This window comes from Streptomyces sp. NPDC002623 (assembly GCF_053592635.1).
The window spans coordinates 1-23,873 of record NZ_JBSFWB010000058.1 but is presented as its reverse complement, the minus strand read 5'-3'; the positions used below and the strand labels follow the sequence as shown (position 1 = coordinate 23,873).

The window sequence follows — 23,873 nt, the reverse complement described above, 5'->3', positions numbered from 1 at the left end:
CCACCCGGCCTCTGAGCTGCGGGGATCTGTCTCTCTTCGATAACGTCTGAGTGATCATTCAGTGGAGAGTGGAACGTATCAACGGGGGCCGTGCGTTCCTGTTGAGGCGGGCGCATGTGAGGTGCGCCGAGCAGAACACGACGAAGGGGCCGCAGCACCATGGCTGGACTCGCCGATTCCGGGTCGAACCCCGACGTCGACCTGCTCTATGACATCAACGGGCTGGCCAAGGACGCTCCGCACTGGCTCGACCGGGTGGTCGAGTTCGTGGGGGAGTACGGGCTGCTCCTCGCCATGATCCTGCTCATCGTGTGGTGCTGGTGGGGCGTTCGGCGGCGGAGCGGTGGGGCCGAGGAGGCCGCCTCCTCCGTCGCAGCTCTCCTGTGGGCGCCGCTCGCCGCCGGGATCGCCGTGCTGGTGAACGTGCCCATACGGGGATTCGTCGAGCGGCCCCGCCCCTTCCGCGACCATCAGGGGCTGGAGGTGCTCGTCTCCGGCAAGACCGACTACTCCTTCGTGAGCGATCACGCCACCCTGACGATGGCCATGGCCGTCGGGCTGTTCGTCGCCAACCGGAAGTTCGGGCTGGCGGGGATAGGGATCGCGCTGCTCGAGGGGTTCTGCCGGGTCTACATGGGGGTGCACTATCCGACCGACGTCGTCGGCGGGTTCGCGCTCGGGACCGCCGTCGCGCTGCTGCTGTCGCCCGTCGCCTCCATGCTGCTCACCCCCGTGCTGAAGGCCGTCGACCGGTCGCCCCGGGTGGGCTGGGTGGTGCGGAGCCGCGCCGCCCGGGTCGCGGAGCGGGACGGGTTCGTGCCCGGCGCGCGGGCCGACGTCGCCGCCGAGGAACGGGATCTCGCCGCCTAGAGAGCTTGCGGATAGGTGAAGACGCCCGTCGGGTCGTACTGCTTCTTCAGCTGGGTCAGACGGGGGAGCGCGGCGCCGTAGTACGCCTTGCGCCAGTTCGTCAGGGTCGGGTCCGCGTAGTTCTGGTAGGCCGCGCCCGAGGCGTACGGGGACATCGCCTTGTGGGCGGTGTTCAGCCAGGACTGCGCCGCCGTGCCCGTGGTGCCCGCCCGCCAGGACACGATGTACTGGGCCAGCATGCGCGAGCGGCGGTGGACGAACGCCGTGGCGGTGGGGGAGACCCGGTTCACCGCGCCGCCCAGCGCCGTCAGGGCGATGCTGCCCGAGCCGCCCTGGACCGACTTCAGCTGGTTCAGGAGCGTCTGGATCCCGGCGGTCGTCAGCGAGACGTCGAAGAAGTCCGAGCGGGCCGCGTAGGTCTCGCGGCCCAGCGCGCCCTGCGGAGAGCGGCCCGGCGTCGAGCCCGGCAGATGGCACTGGGCGTCCGAGGAGAAGGACGAGCAGCCGGCGTAGACCTCCATCGCCGCCTCGTAGGTGCGGCGGCGGAGGGAGACGGTCGTCGCCGGCGCCCCCACCCGGTCCGCCAGCCGGTCCACCGCGTTCTGGAGCTGGCCGTAGGTGCCGATGCAGAACGCGGCGACCGAGATGGTGGGCGCGCCGCCCGTCGCGTTCGCCACATGCAGGGAGGACCAGATCTCGTCGGGCTGGGACGGACCCCACTCCTGCCACGCCTTCACCACCGCGGCCGCCTTCGCCCAGGGCCAGGTGAGGTAGCCCGTCACCGCCTGGGGCGCGGGGTGGGTCTTGAACTGCAGTTCCGTGACGACGCCGAAGTTGCCGTTGCCGGCGCCGCGCAGCGCCCAGAACAGGTCCTTGTTCGTCGTCGCGTCGGCGATGAGCTGCTTGCCGTCCGCGGTGACGATCGTGGCCCGGGTGAGGCTGTCGCAGGTCAGGCCGTAGGCGCGGGAGACCACTCCATGGCCGCCGCCGAGGACCAGGCCGGAGACGCCGACCGTCGGGCAGGAGCCCGCCGGGATCGTCACGCCCTTGGCGGCGAGCGTCCGGTAGACGTCGATCAGTTTGGAGCCCGCGCCGACCACGGCCGAGGTGCCGCTCGCCCGGACCCGGTTCAGCTTGGAGACGTCGATGATCAGACGGCCGTCGCCCGAGGACCAGCCGCCGTAGGAGTGGCCGCCGTTGCGGATCGCGACCTTCGTCTTGTGGGCGCGGGCGTATGCCATGGCGGTGCGGATGTCGTCGGCGTGGGCGACATAGGCCACCGCGGCCGGCTTGAGGCCGTCGAAGCGGGTGTTGTAGAGCTGGCGGGCCGCGGTCCAGGAGGCTTCGCCGGGGCGGACCAGGGTGCCGTCCAGATCGCGGGCCAGCGCGGTCCAGTTGGCGGGGGCCGCGACGCCGGCGCTCGTGAGCGGGGTCGTCGACCCGGTTCCCGTTCCGGTTCCGGTCGCCGAGGCCGAGCCGCTCGCGCTGCCGCCGGTCGCCTTGCAGGCGGTCGCTGCCGCCGCGACCGCGGCCGTGCCGCCTGCGATGAACGTACGCCGTTCCATGTTCTTGCGCCTTCCCTCGACCCTCGACCGCCTGTCGGCTCCATGAATGTCATGAATGTCATGGACGTCGTGCGCGTCATGCGCTTCATGCGCGTCATGCACTGCGTGCGCTTCGCGGACTTCATGGACTTCATGGAGCGAGACGGGGGCAGGGGGCCACAGGTTCCGGCGGGTTGTGGCGGTGACGGAACGGTGACGTCCGTTCGCCGGCCGGGCGGCCCGGTCGGCGAGTCAGGTGTCTGTGTGCCGTTGCGCGTCCGTTCTGGCCATGCTTCTCGCTCTGCGGGCCGGTCCGCGCCAGCCGCAGGTGCAGCGGGCCAGACAGAAATGGCCCTGTTCGACGGTCGTGGTGGTGTGTTCCCCGTCGGCGCGGGGGTGGGCCGAGCGGTCCTGCTGTGTCACACCGACAACGTTACCCACGTTCGGTAAAAGACCCGTATGGCGGTCGCACGCTTTCGGCCTTGCGTGACGAGGGGCACTCGGCCGTCGTTAGCCGGAACGACGAGGGGCCCGTGACGGACGTACCGGCTGGGGGTAGAGAGACCATGGCGGAGCGGCAGCGCAGGCAGGTGGGTGCGGCGGTCCTGTGGGGGATCGTGGCAGGGGTCTGTGGGGTCTGTGCGGGGGCCGCCGGGTGTTCCGGTGGCGGAGCCGCCGCCGAGGACGGCCGGGCCGCCGATCCCGTCGAGACGTTGCACCGGGCCGCCGACGCCCTCGTCGAAGCGGGCACCTCGAAGGCTCGTACGTCGATGGAGATGGCCACCGGCGGGACCCGGGTGACGATCCGCGGCCAGGGGGTGTACGACTTCCGCAAGCAGCTCGGGGAGTTGCGGGTGCTGCTGCCGCAGGATCCGTCCGGGGCCAGTGAGCACCGGCCGATCACCGAACTCCTCGCGCCCGGAGCCCTGTTCATGAAGAACCGGGGGGCCGGGGTGCCGGCCGACAAATGGGTGCGGGTGGAGACGGCGACCCTGACCGACGGAAACCTGGTGACCGGCGGGGCCACCGATCCGTTCGCCGCCGCCGAGGTGCTGCGCGGGACTCGTACGGCGACGTACGTGGGGAGGACCGAGGTGGCCGGGACGGCGGTGCGGCACTATCGCGGGACCGCCGATCTGACGGTGGCCGCCGAGGACGCGTCCGAGGGCGGACGGGACTCGCTGCGGGCGGCGGCGAAAGGGTTTGCCACGGCTCGGGTGCCGTTCGACGTCTATCTCGACGACGAGGGGCGGATCCGCAAGGTCCGGCATCGGTTCAGTTTCGTCAACGGGCAGCAGAAGGAGGCTGTCGCGGTCGCCTCCACGACCCTGCTGTACGACTTCGGGGCTGCCGTCGATGTGCGGTTGCCTGCGACGAAGGACATCTACGCGGGGCGGATCGCTGAGGAGTGAAGCCGCCTCCGGCTCTCCTGTGCGATTGTTTTCGGCCACAGGGTGGGCACAAGGACTAGCCCGTCCGTGCCATGCGCGCGGTGTATAGCGCTCCCTACTCTAGGAAGTCGGTGACGGTAGAGACGAGGTGATGCGCGTGGCTCCGGGCGGCGGTACGGCAGTTCAGGACCACGTGGCCCTCGCGGAGATCGAACTGTGCGGGGAGTTGATCATCGCGGCCTCCGCGGCCGGGGAGGAACGGCTCAGCCTGGAGAGCATCGACCAGGTGTTGCGGGTGCGTGAAGAAGGAGTGGAAGGGGAGGGGGCAGGCGGGGGCGGATCAGGTGCGCAGTAGGCGGGCGATCGCCTTCGTCGCTTCCTCCACCTTTGCGTCGATCTCGTCGCCTCCCTTGAGGGCCGCGTCGGCGACGCAGTGCCGCAGGTGTTCCTCCAGGAGCTGCAGGGCGAACGACTGCAGGGCCTTGGTGGAGGCGGACACCTGGGTGAGTATGTCGATGCAGTAGGTGTCCTCGTCGACCATGCGTTGCAGGCCGCGGATCTGGCCTTCGATGCGGCGCAGCCGCTTGAGGTGTTCGGCCTTCTGTTTGTGGTAGCCGTGGACCTGGCCCGTCGAGGGGGCTGGGGCTGGGGCTGGGGTGGCAAGGGCCTCTTCCGTGCCGGCCTCGGTGGTCGTCATCGTGTCCTCCAGCGCTCCAGCTCCAGACATATACCCCTACTGGGTATATCGTACCGAACTTTCGTGGGTATACGGCCCGAGCAGGCACTTCGTCGGTCGCTCCGCCGCCGGTCGCCCCCCTGCCGGTCGCTCTGTCCCATGGGCGACACTGGGGGACGGCCCATTAGCCGTGGCCGGATGATGCGCCTAGCATCAGCCTGACCGAAACCGATGCATCTTGAGGACCCCACGTGCGATTTCGTCTGACCCCCAGGGAGACGAGCTTCTATGACATGTTCGCCGCATCCGCGGACAACATCGTCACGGGCTCGAAACTCCTGATGGAACTGCTCGGGGCGGACACCTCCGCCCGGGCCGAGATCGCAGAGCGTATGCGGGCCGCTGAACACGCCGGTGACGATGCCACGCACGCGATCTTCCATCAGCTGAATTCCTCGTTCATCACGCCCTTCGACCGCGAGGACATCTACAACCTCGCGTCCTGCCTCGACGACATCATGGACTTCATGGAGGAGGCCGTCGACCTGGTCGTCCTCTACAACGTCGAGGAACTGCCCAAGGGCGTCGAGCAGCAGATCGAGGTGCTGGCGCGGGCGGCGGAGCTGACGGCCGAGGCGATGCCGAACCTGCGGACCATGGAGAACCTCACCGAGTACTGGATCGAGGTCAACCGGCTCGAGAACCAGGCCGACCAGATCCATCGGAAGCTGCTCGCCCACCTCTTCAACGGCAAGTACGACGCCATCGAGGTCCTCAAGCTGAAGCAGATCGTGGATGTGCTGGAGGAGGCCGCCGACGCCTTCGAGCACGTGGCCAACACGGTGGAGACCATCGCGGTCAAGGAGTCCTGAACCTTTCATGGACACCTTTGCTCTGGTCGTGACCATCGGCGTCGCGCTCGGATTCACTTACACCAACGGTTTTCACGACTCCGCCAATGCCATTGCGACGTCCGTCTCCACCCGGGCGTTGACGCCGCGCGCCGCGCTGGCCATGGCCGCGGTGATGAACCTGGCGGGCGCGTTCCTGGGGAGCGGCGTCGCTCACACGGTCAGCAGCGGGCTGATCGAGACTCCCGACGGGTCCAAGGGGATGGGGATCCTGTTCGCCGCGTTGGTCGGGGCGATCGTCTGGAACCTCGTCACCTGGTACTTCGGGCTGCCTTCGTCGTCCTCGCACGCGTTGTTCGGCGGCATGGTGGGCGCTGCGCTCGCCGGTGGCACGGATGTCATCTGGTCCGGGGTGCTCGACAAGGTCGTCATCCCGATGTTCGTCTCGCCGGTGGTCGGGCTGATCGCCGGCTATCTGGTGATGACGGCGATTCTGTGGATGTTCCGGCGGGCCAATCCGCACAAGGCCAAGCGGGGCTTTCGGATAGCGCAGACGGTTTCTGCCGCGGGCATGGCGCTGGGGCATGGTCTGCAGGACGCGCAGAAGACGATGGGCATCGTGGTGATGGCGCTGGTCATCGGCGATGTCCAGGGGGCCGATGATCCGATTCCGGTGTGGGTGAAGATCGCTTGTGCGGTGATGTTGTCGCTCGGGACGTATGCGGGTGGGTGGCGGATCATGCGGACTCTTGGGCGGAAGATCATCGAGCTTGATCCGCCGCAGGGGTTCGCGGCGGAGACGACGGGGGCGACGATCATGTTCACCACCGCGTTTCTGTTCAAGGCGCCGATTTCCACTACGCATGTGATCACTTCGGCGATCATGGGTGTGGGGGCGACGAAGCGGGTCAATGCGGTGCGGTGGGGAGTTGCGAAGAACATCGTCCTGGGGTGGTTCATTACGATGCCGGCGGCCGGGGTGGTTGCGGCGTGTGCGTTCTGGGTCGTGAACGTGGTGTTCCTCTAGGGGGAGCCCGCCCACCCACCCACCCGACTCGGTAGGCCTGGACCTCGCCCCCCCCGGACGCCAGGGGCTCCGCCCCCGGCACCCCCGATGCCCGCCTGCCCACCCACCCACCCGACTCGGTGGGTTGGAAGGGCACCCTCCCCCGGGGCTCCGCCCCGGACCCCAGCGGGGGCTTCGCCCCCTGCACCCCAGCGGGGGCTCCGCCCCTGCACCCCAGCGGGGCTCCGCCCCTGCACCCCGTTCGGGGACTGCGTCTCCTCCACCTCGTCCGGGGGCTTCGCCCCTGTGCCCCCAGGTTGGCTGTCCACTCGCCCGGTTGGTGGGTGGGAAGTTGCCCTGGCCTTGGGGCTTCGCCCCGGGCCCGGGCTGGGGCTTCGGTCCTGTGAGTCCGGTGCCGGGTCTCCCGTTCAACCGCCGGAGGTACACAGTGAGCCCGCCCCCCTACCGGGGGGCGGGCTCTTTGTTTCCTCGCGGTGGCACCGCCATGCAGCACCGCGAGGGGACTTGAGGGGGGCTCGGGTTTAGCCGAAGCGGCCCGAGATGTAGTCCTCCGTGGCCTGGACCGACGGGTTGGAGAAGATGCGCTCCGTGTCGTCGATCTCGATCAGCTTGCCGGGCTGGCCGACGGCGGACAGGTTGAAGAAGGCCGTGCGGTCGGAGACGCGCGCCGCCTGCTGCATGTTGTGCGTCACGATGACGATCGTGAAGCGTTCCTTCAGCTCGCCGATCAGGTCCTCGATCGCGAGGGTGGAGATGGGGTCCAGGGCCGAGCAGGGCTCGTCCATCAGGAGGACCTTCGGCTCGACCGCGATCGCTCGCGCGATGCACAGGCGCTGCTGCTGGCCGCCGGACAGGCCCGAGCCGGGCTTGTTCAGGCGGTCCTTGACCTCGTTCCAGAGGTTCGCGCCCTTGAGGGACTTCTCGACGACGTCCGCCAGTTCCGACTTCTTGTAGCTGCCGTTCAGGCGCAGGCCCGCCGCCACGTTGTCGAAGATCGACATCGTGGGGAACGGGTTCGGACGCTGGAAGACCATGCCGACCTCGCGGCGGACCGAGACGGGGTCGATGCCCGCGCCGTACAGGTCCTCGTCGTCCAGCAGGACCTTGCCCTCGACCCGGCCGCCGGAGGTCACCTCGTGCATGCGGTTCAGCGTGCGCAGGAACGTCGACTTGCCGCAGCCGGAGGGGCCGATGAAGGCCGTCACCGAGCGGGGCTCGACCGTCATCGAGATGTCTTCGATCGCCTTGTGGGACCCGTAGTAGGCGGTCAGACCGCTTACGTCGATTCGCTTGGCCATTTTTTCTACTTCACTTCCCGATCGGATCAGATCAGTCGCTGTATGGCCGCGTCAGCGACCGGTCTTCGGGGCCTTCCAGCGGGCGATGCCGCGGGCCACCATGTTCAGGATCATCACGAAGGCGATCAGCGTGAGCGATGCTGCCCAGGCACGGTCGTAGGCCGCCGTCGAACCCGCGCTCTGCGAGTACTGCTGGTAGATGTACAGCGGCAGCGACGCCTGCGCACCCTCGAAGGGGTTCGAGTTGATGAACGGGTTTCCGAAGACCAACAGCAGCACCGGGGCCGTCTCGCCGGCGATACGGGCGATCGCCAGCATGACGCCGGTGATGATGCCGCCGATCGAGGTCGGGACCACCACCTTCAGGATCGTCCGCCACTTCGGCACGCCCAGGGCGAGCGACGCTTCGCGCAGCTCGTTCGGGACGAGCTTCAGCATCTCTTCAGTCGAGCGTACGACGACCGGCATCATCAGGATGGCCAGGGCGAGGGAGCCCGCGAAGCCGAAGGGCTGCATGTCCAGCATCAGCATCAGGCTGAGGATGAAGAGGCCGGCCACGATGGAGGGGATGCCGGTCATGACGTCCACGAAGAACGTGACCGCCTTGGCCAGGCTGCCGCGGCCGTACTCCACCAGGTAGATCGCCGTCAGGATGCCGATCGGGGCGCCGATCGCGGTGGCCAGGCCGACCTGCTCCAGGCTGCCGAGGATCGCGTGGTAGATGCCGCCGCCGGGCTCGCTGTCCGCCACCACGCCCATGGAGTGGGTGAGGAAGTAGACGTCCAGGACCTTCACGCCGCGCTGGATCGTCGTCCAGAGCAGGGAGACCAGCGGGACGACCGCCAGCAGGAACGCCACCCAGACCAGGCTCGTCGCGATCCGGTCCTTGGCCTGGCGGCGGCCCTCCACCTTCGCGGCGATGCCGTAGGTGCCGACGAGGAAGAGGAGGCCGGCGATCAGACCCCACTGGACCTTGCTGTCCAGGCTGCCGACCAGGCCGATGACGACCGCGAGGGCGAGCGAGCCGGCCGCGATGGCCCAGGGGGACCAGTTCGGGAGGCTGGCACCTCGCAGGGTGCTGGGGGCCTTGTCGGCTACTGCGCTTGCGTGGCTCATGCGTTGGCCCCCGAGTACTCACTGCGGCGGGAGATGATCCATCGTGCCGCGCCGTTGACCAGCAGGGTGATGACGAACAGGACCAGACCGGAGGCGATGAGCGCGTCACGGCCGAACTCTGTCGCCTCGTTGAACTTGCTGGCGATGTTCTGGGCGAAGGTGCCGCCGCCGGGGTTGAGGAGGCTGGCGTGGATGTCGAAGTCGGGGGAGAGCACGGTGGCCACCGCCATCGTCTCGCCGAGGGCGCGGCCGAGGCCGAGCATCGAGGCGGAGATCACGCCGGAGCGGCCGAAGGGGAGCACCGACATGCGGATGACCTCCCAGCGGGTGGCGCCCAGCGCCAGGGCCGCCTCCTGGTGCATCTGCGGGGCCTGGCGGAAGACCTCGCGGCTCACGTTGGTGATGACCGGCAGGACCATGATCGCCAGCAGGATGCCCACCGTGAGCATCGAGCGCGGGGCGCCCTCGTCCCACGAGAAGATCCCGGTCCAGCCGAAGTAGTCGTTCAGCCAGCCGAACAGGCCGTCCATGTACGGCACGAGGACCAGCGCGCCCCAGAGGCCGTACACGATGGACGGCACGGCGGCGAGCAGGTCGATCACGTACGCGACGGGGCCGCTCAGGCGGCGCGGGGCGTAGTGCGTGATGAAGAGCGCGATCGAGACGGCGATCGGGACCGCGATGACCATGGCGATGATCGACGAGACCACCGTGCCGAAGGCCAGGACGGCGATGCCGAACTTCGGCGGTACGAGGCCGGTGTTCCACTCGAAGGCGGTGAGGAAGTTGGCGTCGTCCTTGCCGATCGCGAGCGAGGCGCGGTAGGTGAGGAAGACCGCGATCGCGGCCATGATCACCAGCAGGAAGATGCCCGAGCCGCGGGAGAGCGCGAGGAAGACGCGGTCGCCGGGGCGGGTGGCGCCGCGGGCGACGGCCTTCTGCTCGGCGTTGGGGGGAGGGATGTCGTCCGTGTCTGACTTCTGTGTCGATATGTCCATAGGGGTCTCCGGTCTGCGGAGCCGCCTGCGGGTTGTGGGCGGCTCGGGTGGGGCCGGACTGCGGGCGGCCCCTGGCGGCGGTGCACCGGACGGGCGCGGTCCGGACCGGGTACCCCCGGTGCCGGACCGCGCCGCTCAGATCAGCTCAGGCCCTCGATGGTGGTGCGGACCTTGGAGATGATGGCGTCGGGGATCGGCGCGTAGTCGATGCCCGAGAGGATGCCCTGGCCCTCCGTGCTGGCGATGTAGCGGAGGAACGCCTTGGTGGCGGGCAGGGTCGCGGCCTTGTTGCCCTTGTCGCAGGCGATCTCGTACGTGACCAGGGTCAGCGGGTAGGCGCCCTCGGCCTTGGTGTTGTAGTCCAGCTTCAGCGACAGGTCGCTGCCGGTGCCGACGACCTGCGCGGCGGCGACGGCCTTGGTGGCGCCGTCGGAGGAGGGCTTGACCGGGGCCGAGGCGCCCGTGTCGACGGCGACGGTGCCGAGGCCGTCCTTCGCGTACGACAGCTCCATGTAGCCGATCGCGCCGTTGGTCTGCTTCACGCCCTGGGCGACACCGGAGGAGCCGGCCGCAGCCTGGCCGCCCTTGGCCTGCCAGGCCTTGCCGCCCTCGTACTTCCAGTTGTCCGGGGTGGCGGCGATCAGGTACTTGGTGAAGTTGTCCGTCGTGCCCGACTCGTCCGAGCGGTGGTACGGCTGGATCTTCAGGTCGGGCAGCGTCGCGTCGGGGTTCAGCGCCTTGATCGCGGCGTCGTTCCAGTTGGTGATCTTGCCGTCGAAGATCTTGGCGATCGTCGCGGCGTCCAGCGTCAGGTTGTCGACGCCCGAGACGTTGTAGGCGACGGCGATCGGGCCGGCCACCATCGGGAGGTCGATGCCCTGGCCGCCGGTGCAGACCGTCTTGGACTCGGTGACCTGCTCCGGCTTCAGCGCGGAGTCGGAGCCGGCGAAGGCGACCGTGCCCTGCGTGAACGCGGTGACACCGGCGCCGGAGCCGGAGCCCTTGTAGTTGATCTGGACGCCGGAGCAGGCCTGGGTGAAGTTCTTGACCCAGGCGTCGATCGCGTTCTTCTGCGCGGAGGAGCCGTCGGCGAGGAGCTGGCCCTTGGCGTCGTCACACTTGATGGACCCGGCGGCCGCGGTGGCGGAGGAGCTGCTGCTGTCGCTGCTGGAGCCGGTGTCGTCGGAGCCGCACGCCGTGAGGGCCAGGGCGCCGGAGACGGCGAGAGCACCGAGGGAGAGAGCCCGCCGGTTCATGCGCTGAAGCTTCACTTGAGGAAGATCCTTCCAGGAGCCGCCGTCCTGAATTCCGGCGGCGTGCGGAGTGTGCAAAGTCTGGTCGGTCCGGCGTGTCCATTCGGTTCACGTGCCGCACCGCGTAAGGCCGAAATTAGGCAGATCAGGTGAAGCCGCTTACGGGTGCGGGTGAACGGAGGGTGAACCCCTGGGGACGGTGCGGTTAGGTCACGGAACGCTTACGTCGAGGACACAGGCCGATTCCGGTGACCCGCCCTGTTTCCCTACCCGTTATGCCAGGTGCAGGACGTGCAGCAGGGCGTCCACGAGCGTGCGGTCCCTCGGCTGGGTGAGCCGGTCGCGAGCAGCCGGTGGCGGGAGCCAGACGAGCCGGTCGACCTCGTGGTTGACGACGAACATGCCGGAGACGGCCTCCGCCGCCCAGTAGCGGACCTGCTTCGGGCGGCCGTTCGCCTCGTACTCGGCGGTGGGGAGCCGGGCGCCGGGCACGGCCCGATGCCCAGTCTCCTCCTCCACCTCGCGCAGCGCGCCCGCGAGCGGGTCCTCGCCGCGTTTCAGCTTGCCCTTGGGGTGCGACCAGTCGTCGTACTTGGGGCGGTGGACGAGGCATATCTCCAGTCCGCCCGCCGCCGCCGGCGAACGCCGCCACAGGACACAACCGGCCGCCTGGACGACGGAGTCGGCGGGGTCGGTGGACTGGTCGGGGGCGCCCGTGGGGCCGGTGGGGCCGGTGCGGTCGGCGGACTGGTCGGGGGCGCCGGTGGGGCGGTCGGGGGTGTTCGCCGTGCTCACCTGGTTCTCACCGCCTGTCTGTTCGGGGTGCGCTGTCCGGTCAGGGTGCGCCGGGTCCGGTCAGGGTGTGCCGATGGGCTGCTTCTGCCACGCGCGCTGGAACGTGTAACGGGCCGCCTCCACCTCGTGCCGCTGGTCCGCGTGCAGCACGCCGAGCGCGTACGCCGTCGCGGGAGCGATCCGGGGCGTACGGGCCGCCTGCGCCGCGGCCGACGCCGCCTCCGAGGCGTCCCGGTGCCGGTCGAGGGCCTGGCCCGCGGTGAGCAGCCGGACGTCCAGAGGGGTGCTGCGGCCGTGCACGACCTCGCACGCGTACCGGTGCAGGCGCAGCAGGAGACGGACCTGGTGCCAGGGCGCGTCCTGCGGGTGCGGGGCCGGGTCCGGGGAGAGGCCGTGGATCAGGGCCTCCGCGTTGTACGGGCTGCCCGCGGTGACCAGCGGGAGCGCGGCGACCGCGTCGACGAGGCGCTCCTCGGCCGCCGCGGCGAGCGGGCACAGGTCGGTGGTGGAGGCGGCCGGCGTGAGCGGCACCTCGCTGGCCAGGACGGCGACCTTGTCCGCGACGGCGTGGAAGCGGGAGGAGCCGAGGGCCTGGAGGGCGGTCGAGTGGGCCCGGGTGCGGGCGAGGGTGAGCTGACGGTCCAGGAGCGCGCCGGCCTTCGCCGCGCCCACGGTGAGGTTGCCGCGGTCCGGGGTCGCCGGGTGCGCGGCCCGGTTCGGGCCCGAGGCGGTGCGGCCCGGGCCCGTCGCCTGGGCCTGGGGCGGTACCGGGGTCGAGCCCGACAGCCGGTTCAGCGCCAGCAGCAGCCGCTCCAGCCGGGCCCCGTACGCGTGCTCCAGGGCCAGCGTGCCCGACAGCCAGGCCAGTTCGGGGCGGATCCCCTCCGACCACTCGTGGTCGAGGAGGGGCCGGAAGGTGTGCAGGCTGCCGCTGATGCGGCGGGCCGAGCGGCGCAGGGCGCGCGCCGCGTCGTCCCGGTGCTCCTCGGCGCCGTTCGAGCCGCCCGAGGAGCCGTTCGACGTGGCGCCCCCCGTCTCCCGGTGCAGCCGCAGTGCGCGGAGGAACTCCGTGGCCTGGGCCCGGAGGTAGCCCGCGAGGGCGTCCCCCGTTGTCGCGGGCCCGGTCGCGGTCTGGGCCGCGGGGTCCGTCAGGTCATGGTGTCGCTGTGCCACGCCGGCGCCTCCGGGCGTCTATGAACATCTCCTGGATGTTGCGCAGGGGCGCGCCGTCCGCGTCGGTCGCGTGCCGGATCCACTCGCCGTCCGGGCCGAGGTGCCAGGAGGCGGTGGAGTCGGACATGCCCGTCTCCAGCATCCGGTTCAGGGACGCCCGGTGGGCCGTGTCCGTGACCCTGACCAGGGCCTCGATACGGCGGTCGAGGTTGCGGTGCATCATGTCGGCGCTGCCGATCCACACCTCGGGCTCCCCGCCGTTGCCGAAGCCGAAGACACGGGAGTGCTCGAGGAAGCGGCCGAGGATGGAGCGGACCCGGATGTTCTCCGAGAGGCCCGGCACGCCCGGGCGCACCGCACAGATGCCGCGCACCCACACGTCGACCGGCACGCCCGCCTGGGACGCGCGGTAGAGCGAGTCGATGAGGGCTTCGTCGACGATCGAGTTGACCTTGATGCGGACGTGCGCGGGCCGTCCCGCGCGGTGGTGCTGTATCTCCTTGTCGATGCGTGAGATCAGGCCGTCACGCAGGGACTTGGGGGCGACGAGGAGTCGGCGGTAGGTCTCGCGGCGGGAGTAGCCGGAGAGCCGGTTGAAGAGGTCGGAGAGGTCCGCGCCGACCTGCGGGTCGGCGGTGAGCACGCCGAGGTCCTCGTACAGCCGGGCCGTCTTCGGGTGGTAGTTGCCGGTGCCGACGTGGCAGTAGCGCCGCAGCGTCTCGCCCTCCTGGCGGACCACCAGCGACAGCTTGCAGTGGGTCTTCAGACCGACGAGGCCGTAGACGACGTGACAGCCGGCCTCCTCCAGCTTGCGCGCCCACTTGATGTTGGCGTGCTCGTCGAACCGGGCCTTGATCTCGACCAGGACGAGAACCTGCTTGCCGGACTCGGCGGCCTCGATGAGCGCGTCGACTATCGGGGAGTCGCCCGAGGTCCGGTACAGGGTCTGCTTGATGGCGAGGACGTCCGGGTCGGCGGCCGCCTGCTCCAGGAACGCCTGGACGGAGGTGGAGAAGCTGTCGTACGGGTGGTGCAGGAGCACATCGCGGTTGCGCAGCGCGCCGAAGATGTCGGGGGCGGAGGCGGACTCCACCTCGGCGAGGTCACGGTGCGTGCCGGCGATGAACTTCTTGTACTTCAGCTCGGGGCGGTCGAGACCGTGGATGCGGAAGAGACCGGTGAGGTCGAGCGGGCCGGGCAGCGGGTAGACCTCGGCCTCGCTGATCTTCAGCTCGCGCACGAGAAGGTCGAGCACCTCGCGGTCGATGGACTCCTCGACCTCCAGCCGCACCGGCGGCCCGAAGCGGCGCCGCATCAGTTCCTTCTCCAGGGCCTGGAGGAGGTTCTCGGCGTCGTCCTCCTCGACCTCCAGGTCCTCGTTGCGGGTGAGCCGGAAGGCGTGGTGCTCCAGCACCTCCATGCCCGGGAACAGCTCCTCCAGGTGCGCGCCGATGACGTCCTCGATGGGGACGTAGCGGCCCGGGCTGCTCTCCAGGAAGCGGGACAGCAGCGGCGGCACCTTGACGCGCGCGAAGTGCTTGTTGCCGCTGACCGGGTTGCGCACGACGACCGCGAGGTTCAGCGAGAGACCCGAGATGTACGGGAAGGGGTGCGCGGGGTCGACGGCGAGCGGGGTGAGGACCGGGAAGATCTGGTGCCGGAACAGCGTGAAGAGGCGGGCCTGCTCCTTCTCCGTCAGCTCGCTCCAGCGGACCAGGTGTATGCCCTCCTCCGCGAGGGCGGGGGCGATGTCCTCGTGGTAGGTCGCGGCGTGCCGGGCCATGAGCTCGCGCGAGCGGGCCCAGATCATCTCCAGCACCTCGCGCGGCTGGAGACCGGAGGCCGAACGGGTGGCGACCCCGGTGGCGATCCGGCGCTTCAGTCCGGCCACCCGGACCATGAAGAACTCGTCCAGGTTGCTGGCGAAGATGGCGAGGAAGTTGGCCCGTTCGAGGAGCGGGGTGTTCGGGTCCTCGGCCAGCTCCAGGACGCGCTCGTTGAACGCGAGCCAGCTGCGCTCCCGGTCCAGGAAACGGCCCTGCGGCAGCTGGGGGCCGTCGTACGGCGCCTCCTCGTAGGTGTCGAGGTCGGCGTCGATGTCGGGCTCCAGATCGGAGACCACGGCAGCCACGGTGTGCGGGCGGTGTGCGGCTATGGAGCCCACGGAGGGCTGCGCGTGCTGGATCTCGGCCTGGGTCTCTGGCTGGCTCATGTACCCATTCTTCCGCGCCAACAGTGATACAGGCGCGTCGGAACGTGCGGGCGGGATCGCGGCGGAGCTTCCCTGGGGCTGATTTCCCTCGGGAGGCGGCGAAGGCTCGGGCACGGCGGGCTTCATTCGCCGAGCCTCGCAAGGTCGTCTGAACCAATGGTTACGGCGACATGGCGTGCGGGATATCGGGGGGCGGCTCGCGGGGGTCGGAAGAAGCACCGGTGGGGCGACCACGCGCGCGGGGCGTGTACGTCCTTCCCCCCGTGGAGGGACGTACACACCCCGGCATCCGCACGGGATCGGCGGTGATCGCCCGGGATCGGCGGTTTCAGGCCGTGCGGCGGCGCAGCAGCAGGAAGGCGGCCGTGGTCGCGGCGGCCGCCACCGCGAGGACGATGCCGCTCTCCACGAACTGGAGCGGCCAGTAGTGGGACTCCGGGTGGTAGGTGAGATAGGTGCCGGAGAAGCCCAGGTCGTCGAGGCAGCGACGGCCCTCGGCGACCGTGGCGTCGCATTGCCAGATGTCGAAGTCCGGGTCGCGCCGGCCGTGGACGATGGCGCCGTTCGCCAGCTCCCACGCGCTGTCCGGATACTCGACGTCCTGCGTGGTCGAGGTGACGGTCAGCGCGGGCCAGTAGGAGCTCCGGAAATGCGCCACCAGGTAGCCGAGCAGCCCGGTCGCGGCAATGGAGACGGCGAGGGCGGGCAGCGTACGGCGCAGCAGGAGCGCGATCAGGGTTCCGACGGCGAGGGCGCAGAGGGCGTACGCGACGGTGGTCGGGCCGCGGGAGAGGAAGGCGCTGCCGGCCTTCCAGTCGTTGTACATCAGGTCCTGGTTGGCGGCCCAGGCCCAGCGGTACACGAGGACCAGGGCGGTGGCGCCGACGGTCACCACCAGGGCGGGGACGGCGAGCTTGGCGGCCAGCCAGCGGCTGGGCGAGACGCCCTGGGTCCAGGCGAGGCGCGCGGTGCCGCTCTCCAGCTCGCGGCCGATGAGGGCGCTGCCCGCGAAGGCGGCGACGGCGAGGAAGAGATAGCCGGTGAGCAGGCCGATCCACTCGACCGGCGGGCTGTAGCCGGTCCAGCCCATGGTCGTGTCGCACCAGTCCTGGCCCGCCCGGTCGCAGGCCTCCACCGCCTCGCGCTCGGCTGCGGCGGAAACCTGCGTGAGCCACACCAGCCAGCCGCTCAGGCCCGCCACGGCGAGTGCCCACACGACGAGGGCGGCCCGGTGCACCCGCAGCACGGTACGGGCGACGCCCCAGGCCCTGCGGCCGTCCGCACCGCCGCGGTCGGCCCGCGCGGGCGTGCTGTCCGGCGTGCTGTTCGGAGTGCTCTCAGGGGCGACGGCGGTCATACGGCAGCCTCCCGGGCGGCGCGCGGGGTGGTGGCGGTCGTGCGCCTGAGCAGGACGAACGCGGCCGTGGTGAGGGCGACGGCCACGGCCAGCAGGAGAGCGGTCGTGGTCAGCTGGAGCGGCCAGTAGTGGGACTCGGGGTGGTAGGAGGAGTAGTAGCCGGTCGCGTCGAGCTTGTCGTAGAGGGCGGCGCAGGTGTCGGAGATGGACGCCGGTCCGCAGCCGGGGTCGGCGATGTGCGCGCCGGTGGAGGTGACCAGGCCCGAGTCGACCTGCATGCCGTCGCTGCGGTAGCCGTCGCCGAGGCTGCTGACCTGGGTGACGGTCGGCCACAGACGGGGCATGACGAGGTCGGCCAGCACGCGCAGGGCGGCGACGAAGCCCAGGGCGAGCATCAGCGCGGGCAGCGTGCGGCGCAGCAGCAGGCCGGCGAGGGCGCCGCCGGCCAGGCCGGTCAGGGCGAGGGCGACCGTGGTGGGGCCGTTGGTGTGCAGGGTCAGGCTGTCGTGCCAGTTCTTGGCGGTGTCGATCCGGCCGTCGCCCTTCGACCACAGCAGGCGGTGCAGCGTGACCAGCGCACCGGTGCCCGCGGCGACCAGGACGGCGGGGACGGCGAGCTTGGTGGCCAGCCAGCGGACCGGGGACAGGCCCTGCGTCCAGGCGAGCTGCGCGGTGCCGTGCTCCAGCTCGCGGCCGACCAGGGAGGCGCCTGCCCAGGCCGCGACGACGAAGGGGAGCGCGGTCAGTGCGCCGGTCGTGTACATGTACACGCTCTTGTAGCGGACGATCGCGTTCTGGTCGTAGGCGCAGAAGCTGTCGTACTCGCATGCGCGGTACTGCCGCCAGCCCTCGATCGCCGAGTCGGTCAGCGGGCCCCACAGCCATATGAGGGCGAGGCCCAGGACGGCGACGACGCCGATCCATCCGTAGAGGGCGGGCCGGTGCAGGCGGAGCAGCCAGCGGGTTCCGGGGGCGGGGGTGCTCTTGGCGGCGGGGGCCGTCGGGCCGGAGCCGAGGGTGAGCGTGCTCATACGGTGGCCTCCTCGGGTTGGGCCGGGGCGAGCGGGGCGGCCTGCGGGTTGCGCAGGTAGGCGAGGACGAGCTCCTCCAGGGAGGGCGTCGAGGTGCGCCAGCCGTCGGGGAGCGGGCCCGCCGGACGCACCAGGGCGGTCAGCTGACGTCCGGTGACGCGCGACTCGACGACGGCGTGCGGGGTGAGCTCGGGGGCCTGGGCCGGGGAGTCGGCCACCGGGACGGTGGCGCTCACGCGCGCGTGGGCGGCGAGCAGGTCGTCGATCTCACCGGCGAGGCGCACCTGGCCGCCGCCGACCAGCAGCAGATGGTCGCAGGAGTCCTCCAGTTCGGCGACGACGTGCGACGACATCACGATCGTCGTGCCGTACTGCGCCGCCCGTGCCATCAGGGTGCCCATCAGCTCGTGCCGGGCCAGCGGGTCGAGGTCGGCCATCGGCTCGTCGAGGAGCAGCAGTTCGGGCTGCTTGGCCAGGGCCAGGGCGAGCGCGACCCGGGTGCGCTGGCCGCCGGAGAGGGCGCGGATCTTCTTCCGGGGGTCGAGATCACCCGCGGCGACGATCCCCTCGGCGGTCTCGACGTCCCAGCGCCCCGGGTTGAGATCGGCGCCCACGAGGAGCGTCTCGGCGACGGTGAGCTGCGGGTACAGGGGCTTGTCCTGGGCGACGTAGCCGACACGCGCACGTGCGGACGCCGGGTCCGTGCCGAGGACGGTGACCCCGCCCTCGGTGGGGGCGAGCAGACCGGCGGCGAGGCTGAGGAGCGTGGACTTGCCCGCGCCGTTGGGGCCGACGACGGCACAGACGCGCCCGGCGGGGAGGCGGAACGTGCAGTCGCGCAGCGCCCAGCCCCCGCGTCGGCCGAAACGCTTGCCGAGCGCGGTGGCCGCCATGGCGGTGTCGGTCATGAGGGGTCTCCCTGGAGGTGCTCGTTCTGGGTGGAAACGGCGAAGCGTTCGTCGAGTACGGCGGTGAAGAGCGCGGCCACGTCGTCGCGGTCCAGCCCGGCCTTTCGGGCCCGCACGGCCCAGCCGTCCAGTTCCGTGCGCAGGGGCGAGTCGGCCGGGGCGGTGCTCAGCCCGCGCCGCACGAAGGTGCCGAGACCGCGCCGGGCCTCCACCAGCCCGTCGCGCTCCAGCTCGCGGTACGCCTTCAGCACGGTGTTCGGGTTGATGGCGGTCGCCTCGACGACCTCGCGGGCGGTGGGGAGCTTGTCGCCGGCCTGCAGCATGCCCAGACGCAGGGCCTGCTTGGTCTGCTGGACGATCTGCACGTAGGTGGCCACGCCGCTGTGCCGGTCGATGCGGTATTCGACCACTGGACAACCACCCTTTCACTAATTGAGTAGTGAAAGGGTGGTGCAAAGGCGGTGCGCATGTCAAGAAAAACTCGTGCCGCGAACCGTGAACCGATCGGCGGGGCCGGTCCGATGAGGGGATGTGAGCGAAACGAGAAGCGACGGGGAGCTGCTGCGGGCCATCGCGGCGGACCGGGACCGTCACGCCTTCGAGGAGCTGTACCGGCGGTACGCCCCGTGGTTGACCGCGCGCATGCGCGGCCGCTGCGCCGACGCCGGGATAGTCGACGACGTCGTTCAGGAGACGTTCCTCGCGGTGTGGCGGGGCACCGCCCGCTACCGCGACGAGGGCCACCCCGACGCGGCCGGCTGGCTGTGGCGCATCGCCGCGCGCCGCCTGGTCGACGCGGTGCGCGGCGACGGCGCCCGTGGCCGGCTGCGCCAGGCGCTGGCCCGCCTGCGCCACCGGGACGAGGCCTCGGCGGAGGAACGCGTGCTCGCGGGGGTGGAGCACGGGGACCTCGCCGGGGCCCTCACCCGGCTCTCGCCGGAACTGCGGGCCGTCCTGCAGGCGACCGTCATCGACGGGCTCACCACCCGGGAGGCGGCCGTACTGCTCGGCATCCCGCCCGGCACCGTCAAGACGCGGGCCCTGCGCGCCCGCAAGCAACTGCGGGAGGCGCTGGCATGAGGCGGTACGTGTGCGGGGTGGGCCTGCGCGCCCGCCCGGGCGACGAGCAGTCCAACGAGCAGTCGAAGGAGGACCTGGCATGACATGGCACGTGGCTGAAGAAGACCTGCGCGCCTACGCGCACGGCGAGTTGGCGCCACCCCTGCTCTGGTCCGCCGACACCCACCTCACCGGGTGCGCACAGTGCCGGGAGCGGCTCGCCGGGGCCACCGACCCGGTCGCGCTCGACTCCGCCTGGGAGCGGCTGGACGCGGAGCTGGACGCGCCACGGCCCGCCCTCCTCGAACGGCTGCTGGTGCGCCTCGGCGTGGCGGACCACACCGCGCGGCTCCTCGCCGCGACGCCGGTGCTGCGCAGATCCTGGCTGCTGTCGGTGCTGTTCCTGCTGGTCATGACCGTGCTGGCGGTGCGCATGGCCGACCAGCCGGCGCTGTTCCTCGCACTCGCCCCGCTGCTTCCGCTCGCCGGGGTCGCCCTGTCGTACGGCCCGTCCCTGGACCCGACGTACGAGATGGCCGTCGTCGCCCCGCTGCACGGCTTCCGGCTGCTGATGATCCGTACGGTGGCGGTGCTCACCGCGGGCCTGGCCTTCAACGGCCTGGCGACGCTGGCCCTTCCGGGGTACGGGCTGCTGGCCCTGACCTGGCTGCTGCCCGCACTCGCCCTCACCGCGACGGGACTCGCGCTGACCGCCCGGCTGGGTCCGGTCGTCGCCCCCGTCCTGGTCGGCGGCGCGTGGCTCACGCTGCTGCTGGTGGCCAAGGCGCAGACGCCCGCGCACGACACGCTCGCCCCCTTCACGACGGCAGGTCAGTCGGCCGCGGCGGCGGTGGCGGCCCTCGCCGCACTGCTCCTCTACCAGGCCCGAGACCGCTTCGACGCCCGCCCCATGGCCGGCTTCCGGGACGGCGGCACGGCATGACACCGCGCCCCGCCCCCGTACCCGCCCGCCGACCGGACCCGGACTCCCAGGAGCCCCACATGACCACCGCAACGAACACCGACCCCGGTCCCGGCCCCGCCACCCTGACGGCCACCGACCTCTCCCTGCGCTTCGGCGGGACCCGCGCTCTCGACGGGGTCTCGCTGCGGCTGAGCCGTGGGGTCACCGGGCTGCTCGGACCCAACGGCGCGGGCAAGACCACCCTGCTGCGGGTGCTCGCCACCGCAGTGCCGCCCGACGGCGGGAAGTTCACCGCCCTCGGCCACGACCCCGGCACCGCCTCCGGCCGGCTCGCGCTGCGCCGCACGCTCGGCTATCTGCCCCAGACCCCCGGGTTCCACCCGGACTTCACGGCCTTCGAGTTCGTCGACTACGTGGCGATCCTGAAGGAGCTGACCAATCGCGGGGCCCGGCTGCGCGAGGTGCGGCGGGTGCTGGAGGCCGTCGACCTCTCGGAGGTGCGCGGCCAGCGCATCAAGCGGCTGTCCGGCGGCATGCGGCAGCGCGTCGCACTGGCCGCCGCACTCGTCGGCGACCCCGGCTTCCTCGTGCTGGACGAACCGACCGTCGGCCTCGACCCCGAACAGCGCATGCGCTTCCGTGAGTTGATCGCCCAGGCCGGCGAGGGCCGCACGGTGCTGCTGTCCACCCACCAGACGGAGGACGTGGCGATGCTCTGCCACCGGGTCGTGGTCCTGGTCCACGGCCGCATCCGCTTCGAGGGCACCCCGGCCGAGCTGACCGCCCGCGCGGCCGGCCGGGTCTGGAGCAGCACGGAACGCGACCCGAACGCCCTGGCCGGCTGGCGCACCGGCACCGGCGCCTTCCGCAACATCGGCGACCCGCCGACCGGCGCGGACCTCCTCGAACCCACCCTGGAGGACGGCTATCTGCTCGCCCTCGACGGTGAGAGCGCGGAGGTGTCGGCATGAGCACCACGACCCCGGCGCGCACCGAACCGGCTCCCGCGCTCGCCGAGCCCCCTTCCGAGGGCCGCCGCAGCGGAGCCGTTCTCGCCCTCGCCCGCTTCGAGGCCCGTGAGCTGCTCCTGCAGATCCCGATACTGCTCAACTTCGCCCTCTACGTCGGCTTCGTCGCCCTGCGGCTGATGAGCAACGACGGCATGGACGACTACCCCGTCCTCAACACGGTCGACCGCCGCACCCAGATCGCACCCCTGCTGTTCGCCATCGCCGTCCTCATCTGCACCAACTCGGCCGCGCTGCGCTCACGGAAGCGGGGCACGGTGCAGCAGTTCGCCGTTCTGGCCATGGAACCGTGGCGGCGCACCCTCGCCCATGTGCTCTCCGTGATCCCGTACGCGGTGCTCACCGCCCTCGTCGTGGCGGCCGAGTACACCCGGGAGGCGATGAAGCCCGGTGCGATCGGCCACGGCTCGTTCGGGGAACTGGCCGTCGCACCCCTGAGCGTCCTGCTGGCCGGTGTCCTGGGAGTGCTGCTGGCCCGTCTGCTGCCCTCGCCCTTCGTTCCCATACTGTTCTCCATCGCCTTCTACATGCTCGTCGTCATCGCCTCCGCGGTCATGGACGCAGGCAGATGGGTGGCCTGGCTGGCCCCGATCCTCTTCACCGCCGACACCGGCGGCGACCCGGTGCCCTCCGACCTGCTCGGCCGCCCCGCGGACTGGCACGCGCTGTATGTGGCGGCCCTGTGCGCCCTGCTGGCCTGTGTGGCCCTGCTGGTGAGCGGCGGCCGCACTCGAGCCGTCAAGGCGGCGACCGCACTCGCCCTCGCGGTCACCGCGGTCGGGGCGATCGGCCAGCTCCCGCGCGACTCGGCAGGCCTGGAAGCGGCGCGCAGGACAGCGTCCGAGTCCCCGCAGAAGGTCCAGTCCTGCTCGACGTACGGCGGTTCGACGTACTGCTCGTTCCCCGAGTGGAGCGGCGTGCGGTCGGACTGGGCCGGGGTGGTCGACCGCGTCCGGTCACTGGCGGGAGGCACGGCCGCGCAGGCCGAGCTGACGGTCCGCCAGCGCATCTACACCGCCGGCGGAGTGGAGGTCGACGCCGCCCTGGACTCCTCCACCACGCCTGACGAGGTGACGGTCGGCACCCGCTGGGGCGGCAACCGCGTCCCGGAGTTCGCGGTCGGCGTCGCCACGGTCCTCGTGGCGGGCACGGAGAGCGCGACGGAGCAGGAGATGTGCCGCGACGCCCGACCGGTGGCCATCATGTGGCTGGCCCTGGGCAGCGACCCCGCACCGTCGGAGACGTTCCAGCACGTCCGCCTGGACGACAGCACCGAGGGTTCCGGTCTGGCCCTGACCCCGACGAACGCGCTGAGCATGACGGCGAACCAGACGACGATCGTCCGGGAGCTCCTGGCCCGCCCGCGCACCGAGGTGACGGCCCGCGTCAAGGCCCACTGGACGGAACTGACATCCAAGGCCACCACGACGGCCCAGGCGGCGAAGCTGCTGGGGGTCCCGGTACCGAAGGAGGCGGAAGAGTGCGACGAATCGGAGTAGGACAAATCGGAGGAGGACGAGGGGGAGGACAAGGACAGATGAGCTCACAGGCGGTCTCGGGAGCGCTGCTCCGCTCCCTGGTGCAGCCGGTGTGGCGCAGTCTCCCCTGGCGGGCGCTGTCCACGGCCGGCGGACTGGGCCTGCTGCTGGCGGGCACGACACGTCTGTCGGACCATGCGCCGGACGCCGACCTGGGCCGGTTGATCCTGCGCCTGACCGCGCTCATCGGCGCACTGGGTCTCGCCTTCCTCCTGGACGACCCGGCCCGGAACACAACCGCGGCGACGCCCTTGGGCCGGGCCCCGCGAGCCGCCCTGCGGCTGGCTCTCACCGCCCCCCTCACGGCCCTGTGGTGGGCGGCCGCCCTGCTCCTCCTGCCCGCCCCGACCCGTCCGGCACTGGGCCCGGCGACACTGGAGGCCGCGGCGATGGCCGTCGGTGCCCTGGCCCTGGCCACGGCTGCGATCCGCTTCACGGACACGGCGGAGGCCGGCAGGCCCACGGCGATCTGGCTCGGCGTGGCGGCCGTGCTGGCGGTACTGATCCCCAACCGATGGGGCCTGCTGGGAACGCCTCAGGACCCCTACTGGGTGGCGACGCAGGTGAGATGGGCGCTGCTGCTGGGAGTGACGGCGACGATGAGCGTGCTGTGGACGCCGGAGCCGTTGAGAGGGACGTGCATCAAATCCGCTCGTCTGGGGTGACCTCTTGAGCGCCGGTCAGGGCATTTCAGCCCGTCCGGCGTTTGAGGACGAGGCCGTTCAGGCCGACAGCGGGGGTCTGGGGGCGGCAGCCCCCAGGGACGGCGACCCCCCCCCCCCCCCCCCCCCCCACCCACCCCCACCACCAACCACAAAAACAA

At 71.0% G+C, this 23,873-nt stretch carries 24 protein-coding genes; 10 read left to right on the top strand and 14 right to left on the bottom strand.

The features are described from left to right. Positions 1-159 precede the first annotated feature (159 nt). Entirely contained in the window at positions 160-870 is a 711-nt protein-coding gene (locus tag ACWD4O_RS45740; RefSeq protein ID WP_451289017.1) for a phosphatase PAP2 family protein, read from the top strand. Here the strand turns inward: ACWD4O_RS45740 and ACWD4O_RS45735 are convergent. Together ACWD4O_RS45735 and ACWD4O_RS45730 are read right to left on the bottom strand one after the other, a co-directional pair. Then, on the bottom strand, positions 867-2,435 hold the full coding sequence (locus tag ACWD4O_RS45735; protein WP_451289016.1) for an FAD-binding oxidoreductase: 1,569 nt from the start codon (positions 2,433-2,435) through the stop codon (positions 867-869). The genes ACWD4O_RS45740 and ACWD4O_RS45735 overlap by 4 nt on opposite strands. A 231-nt stretch (positions 2,436-2,666) precedes the next feature. Beyond that, on the bottom strand, positions 2,667-2,837 hold the full coding sequence (locus tag ACWD4O_RS45730; RefSeq protein WP_358803723.1) for a hypothetical protein: 171 nt from the start codon (positions 2,835-2,837) through the stop codon (positions 2,667-2,669). 143 nt (positions 2,838-2,980) lie between these two features. Here ACWD4O_RS45730 and ACWD4O_RS45725 point away from each other — a divergent pair, with 143 nt between their 5' ends. Further along, on the top strand, positions 2,981-3,826 hold the full coding sequence (locus tag ACWD4O_RS45725; protein ID WP_451289015.1) for a hypothetical protein: 846 nt from the start codon (positions 2,981-2,983) through the stop codon (positions 3,824-3,826). Between the two features lie 130 nt (positions 3,827-3,956). Continuing rightward, positions 3,957-4,160, top strand: a complete 204-nt coding sequence (locus ACWD4O_RS45720) for a hypothetical protein (protein WP_451289014.1) — start codon at positions 3,957-3,959, stop codon at positions 4,158-4,160. Here the strand turns inward: ACWD4O_RS45720 and ACWD4O_RS45715 are convergent. Continuing rightward, positions 4,146-4,502 (bottom strand): metal-sensitive transcriptional regulator, encoded by a 357-nt coding sequence (locus ACWD4O_RS45715; RefSeq protein WP_451289013.1) that lies wholly within the window; start codon positions 4,500-4,502, stop codon positions 4,146-4,148. The two genes, ACWD4O_RS45720 and ACWD4O_RS45715, sit on opposite strands and share 15 nt — an antisense overlap. A gap of 230 nt (positions 4,503-4,732) precedes the next feature. Here ACWD4O_RS45715 and ACWD4O_RS45710 point away from each other — a divergent pair, with 230 nt between their 5' ends. Together ACWD4O_RS45710 and ACWD4O_RS45705 are read left to right on the top strand one after the other, a co-directional pair. Beyond that, positions 4,733-5,353, top strand: a complete 621-nt coding sequence (locus tag ACWD4O_RS45710) for a DUF47 domain-containing protein (RefSeq protein ID WP_363169203.1) — start codon at positions 4,733-4,735, stop codon at positions 5,351-5,353. Between the two features lie 7 nt (positions 5,354-5,360). Beyond that, a complete protein-coding gene (locus ACWD4O_RS45705; protein ID WP_451289012.1) occupies positions 5,361-6,359 on the top strand; it encodes an anion permease in 999 nt (332 codons plus the stop codon). A gap of 521 nt (positions 6,360-6,880) precedes the next feature. On the opposite strand, the gene pstB is transcribed toward ACWD4O_RS45705, so the two are convergent. The 11 genes from pstB to ACWD4O_RS45650 form a co-directional block, all read right to left on the bottom strand. Continuing rightward, positions 6,881-7,657 carry a phosphate ABC transporter ATP-binding protein PstB gene (gene pstB / locus ACWD4O_RS45700; protein ID WP_351911339.1) on the bottom strand — a complete coding sequence of 259 codons (777 nt, stop codon included), beginning with the start codon at positions 7,655-7,657 and terminating at the stop codon, positions 6,881-6,883. A 51-nt stretch (positions 7,658-7,708) separates the two neighbouring features. Next, complete coding sequence (gene pstA / locus ACWD4O_RS45695) at positions 7,709-8,773, bottom strand: phosphate ABC transporter permease PstA (RefSeq protein WP_451289011.1); 1,065 nt, start codon at positions 8,771-8,773, stop codon at positions 7,709-7,711. After that, positions 8,770-9,771 (bottom strand): phosphate ABC transporter permease subunit PstC, encoded by a 1,002-nt coding sequence (gene pstC, locus ACWD4O_RS45690; protein WP_451289010.1) that lies wholly within the window; start codon positions 9,769-9,771, stop codon positions 8,770-8,772. The genes pstA and pstC overlap by 4 nt, the downstream gene beginning before the upstream one ends. Positions 9,772-9,911: 140 nt before the next feature. Then, the gene (pstS, locus tag ACWD4O_RS45685) at positions 9,912-11,042 is read right to left on the bottom strand and encodes a phosphate ABC transporter substrate-binding protein PstS (RefSeq protein WP_451289009.1); all 1,131 of its coding nucleotides are present in this window, start codon (positions 11,040-11,042) and stop codon (positions 9,912-9,914) included. 255 nt (positions 11,043-11,297) lie between these two features. Continuing rightward, entirely contained in the window at positions 11,298-11,678 is a 381-nt protein-coding gene (locus ACWD4O_RS45680) for an NUDIX hydrolase (protein ID WP_451289026.1), read from the bottom strand. Between the two features lie 201 nt (positions 11,679-11,879). Continuing rightward, positions 11,880-12,992, bottom strand: coding sequence for a CHAD domain-containing protein (locus ACWD4O_RS45675; protein WP_451289008.1), 1,113 nt, complete (start codon positions 12,990-12,992; stop codon positions 11,880-11,882). After that, entirely contained in the window at positions 12,973-15,330 is a 2,358-nt protein-coding gene (locus ACWD4O_RS45670) for an RNA degradosome polyphosphate kinase (RefSeq protein ID WP_450952219.1), read from the bottom strand. The genes ACWD4O_RS45675 and ACWD4O_RS45670 overlap by 20 nt, the downstream gene beginning before the upstream one ends. A 202-nt stretch (positions 15,331-15,532) precedes the next feature. Beyond that, entirely contained in the window at positions 15,533-16,561 is a 1,029-nt protein-coding gene (locus ACWD4O_RS45665) for a hypothetical protein (RefSeq protein ID WP_451289007.1), read from the bottom strand. After that, the gene (locus tag ACWD4O_RS45660) at positions 16,558-17,592 is read right to left on the bottom strand and encodes an ABC transporter permease (RefSeq protein WP_451289006.1); all 1,035 of its coding nucleotides are present in this window, start codon (positions 17,590-17,592) and stop codon (positions 16,558-16,560) included. Before ACWD4O_RS45660 ends, ACWD4O_RS45665 begins: the two co-directional genes overlap by 4 nt. Continuing rightward, entirely contained in the window at positions 17,589-18,500 is a 912-nt protein-coding gene (locus ACWD4O_RS45655) for an ABC transporter ATP-binding protein (protein ID WP_451289004.1), read from the bottom strand. The genes ACWD4O_RS45660 and ACWD4O_RS45655 overlap by 4 nt, the downstream gene beginning before the upstream one ends. Further along, complete coding sequence (locus ACWD4O_RS45650; protein WP_451289003.1) at positions 18,497-18,910, bottom strand: GntR family transcriptional regulator; 414 nt, start codon at positions 18,908-18,910, stop codon at positions 18,497-18,499. Before ACWD4O_RS45650 ends, ACWD4O_RS45655 begins: the two co-directional genes overlap by 4 nt. A gap of 121 nt (positions 18,911-19,031) precedes the next feature. Between ACWD4O_RS45650 and ACWD4O_RS45645 the strand changes: the two genes are divergently transcribed. From ACWD4O_RS45645 to ACWD4O_RS45625, 5 genes are all read left to right on the top strand, one after another. After that, positions 19,032-19,580, top strand: a complete 549-nt coding sequence (locus ACWD4O_RS45645) for an RNA polymerase sigma factor (protein WP_351911350.1) — start codon at positions 19,032-19,034, stop codon at positions 19,578-19,580. A gap of 79 nt (positions 19,581-19,659) precedes the next feature. Continuing rightward, positions 19,660-20,502: a zf-HC2 domain-containing protein gene (locus tag ACWD4O_RS45640; RefSeq protein WP_451289002.1), complete on the top strand. Its 843-nt coding sequence runs from the start codon at positions 19,660-19,662 to the stop codon at positions 20,500-20,502. Between the two features lie 59 nt (positions 20,503-20,561). Continuing rightward, positions 20,562-21,455 carry an ABC transporter ATP-binding protein gene (locus ACWD4O_RS45635; protein WP_451289001.1) on the top strand — a complete coding sequence of 298 codons (894 nt, stop codon included), beginning with the start codon at positions 20,562-20,564 and terminating at the stop codon, positions 21,453-21,455. Continuing rightward, entirely contained in the window at positions 21,452-23,011 is a 1,560-nt protein-coding gene (locus ACWD4O_RS45630; RefSeq protein WP_451289000.1) for an ABC transporter permease, read from the top strand. Before ACWD4O_RS45635 ends, ACWD4O_RS45630 begins: the two co-directional genes overlap by 4 nt. A 38-nt stretch (positions 23,012-23,049) precedes the next feature. Next, positions 23,050-23,715 carry an ABC transporter gene (locus tag ACWD4O_RS45625; protein ID WP_451288999.1) on the top strand — a complete coding sequence of 222 codons (666 nt, stop codon included), beginning with the start codon at positions 23,050-23,052 and terminating at the stop codon, positions 23,713-23,715. Positions 23,716-23,873 lie beyond the last annotated feature (158 nt).

Coding starts and splice junctions, on each gene's coding strand:
- ACWD4O_RS45640 (WP_451289002.1), top strand. CDS start 19,660: ATGACATGGCACGTGGCTGAAGAAGACCTGCGCGCCTACGCGCACGGC.
- pstA (WP_451289011.1), bottom strand. CDS start 8,773: ATGAGCCACGCAAGCGCAGTAGCCGACAAGGCCCCCAGCACCCTGCGA.
- ACWD4O_RS45715 (WP_451289013.1), bottom strand. CDS start 4,502: ATGACGACCACCGAGGCCGGCACGGAAGAGGCCCTTGCCACCCCAGCC.
- ACWD4O_RS45740 (WP_451289017.1), top strand. CDS start 160: ATGGCTGGACTCGCCGATTCCGGGTCGAACCCCGACGTCGACCTGCTC.
- ACWD4O_RS45720 (WP_451289014.1), top strand. CDS start 3,957: ATGCGCGTGGCTCCGGGCGGCGGTACGGCAGTTCAGGACCACGTGGCC.
- pstC (WP_451289010.1), bottom strand. CDS start 9,771: ATGGACATATCGACACAGAAGTCAGACACGGACGACATCCCTCCCCCC.
- ACWD4O_RS45665 (WP_451289007.1), bottom strand. CDS start 16,561: ATGACCGCCGTCGCCCCTGAGAGCACTCCGAACAGCACGCCGGACAGC.
- ACWD4O_RS45625 (WP_451288999.1), top strand. CDS start 23,050: ATGAGCTCACAGGCGGTCTCGGGAGCGCTGCTCCGCTCCCTGGTGCAG.
- ACWD4O_RS45630 (WP_451289000.1), top strand. CDS start 21,452: ATGAGCACCACGACCCCGGCGCGCACCGAACCGGCTCCCGCGCTCGCC.
- ACWD4O_RS45705 (WP_451289012.1), top strand. CDS start 5,361: ATGGACACCTTTGCTCTGGTCGTGACCATCGGCGTCGCGCTCGGATTC.
- ACWD4O_RS45635 (WP_451289001.1), top strand. CDS start 20,562: ATGACCACCGCAACGAACACCGACCCCGGTCCCGGCCCCGCCACCCTG.
- ACWD4O_RS45655 (WP_451289004.1), bottom strand. CDS start 18,500: ATGACCGACACCGCCATGGCGGCCACCGCGCTCGGCAAGCGTTTCGGC.
- ACWD4O_RS45725 (WP_451289015.1), top strand. CDS start 2,981: ATGGCGGAGCGGCAGCGCAGGCAGGTGGGTGCGGCGGTCCTGTGGGGG.
- ACWD4O_RS45660 (WP_451289006.1), bottom strand. CDS start 17,592: ATGAGCACGCTCACCCTCGGCTCCGGCCCGACGGCCCCCGCCGCCAAG.
- pstB (WP_351911339.1), bottom strand. CDS start 7,657: ATGGCCAAGCGAATCGACGTAAGCGGTCTGACCGCCTACTACGGGTCC.
- ACWD4O_RS45735 (WP_451289016.1), bottom strand. CDS start 2,435: ATGGAACGGCGTACGTTCATCGCAGGCGGCACGGCCGCGGTCGCGGCG.
- ACWD4O_RS45670 (WP_450952219.1), bottom strand. CDS start 15,330: ATGAAGCCCGCCGTGCCCGAGCCTTCGCCGCCTCCCGAGGGAAATCAG.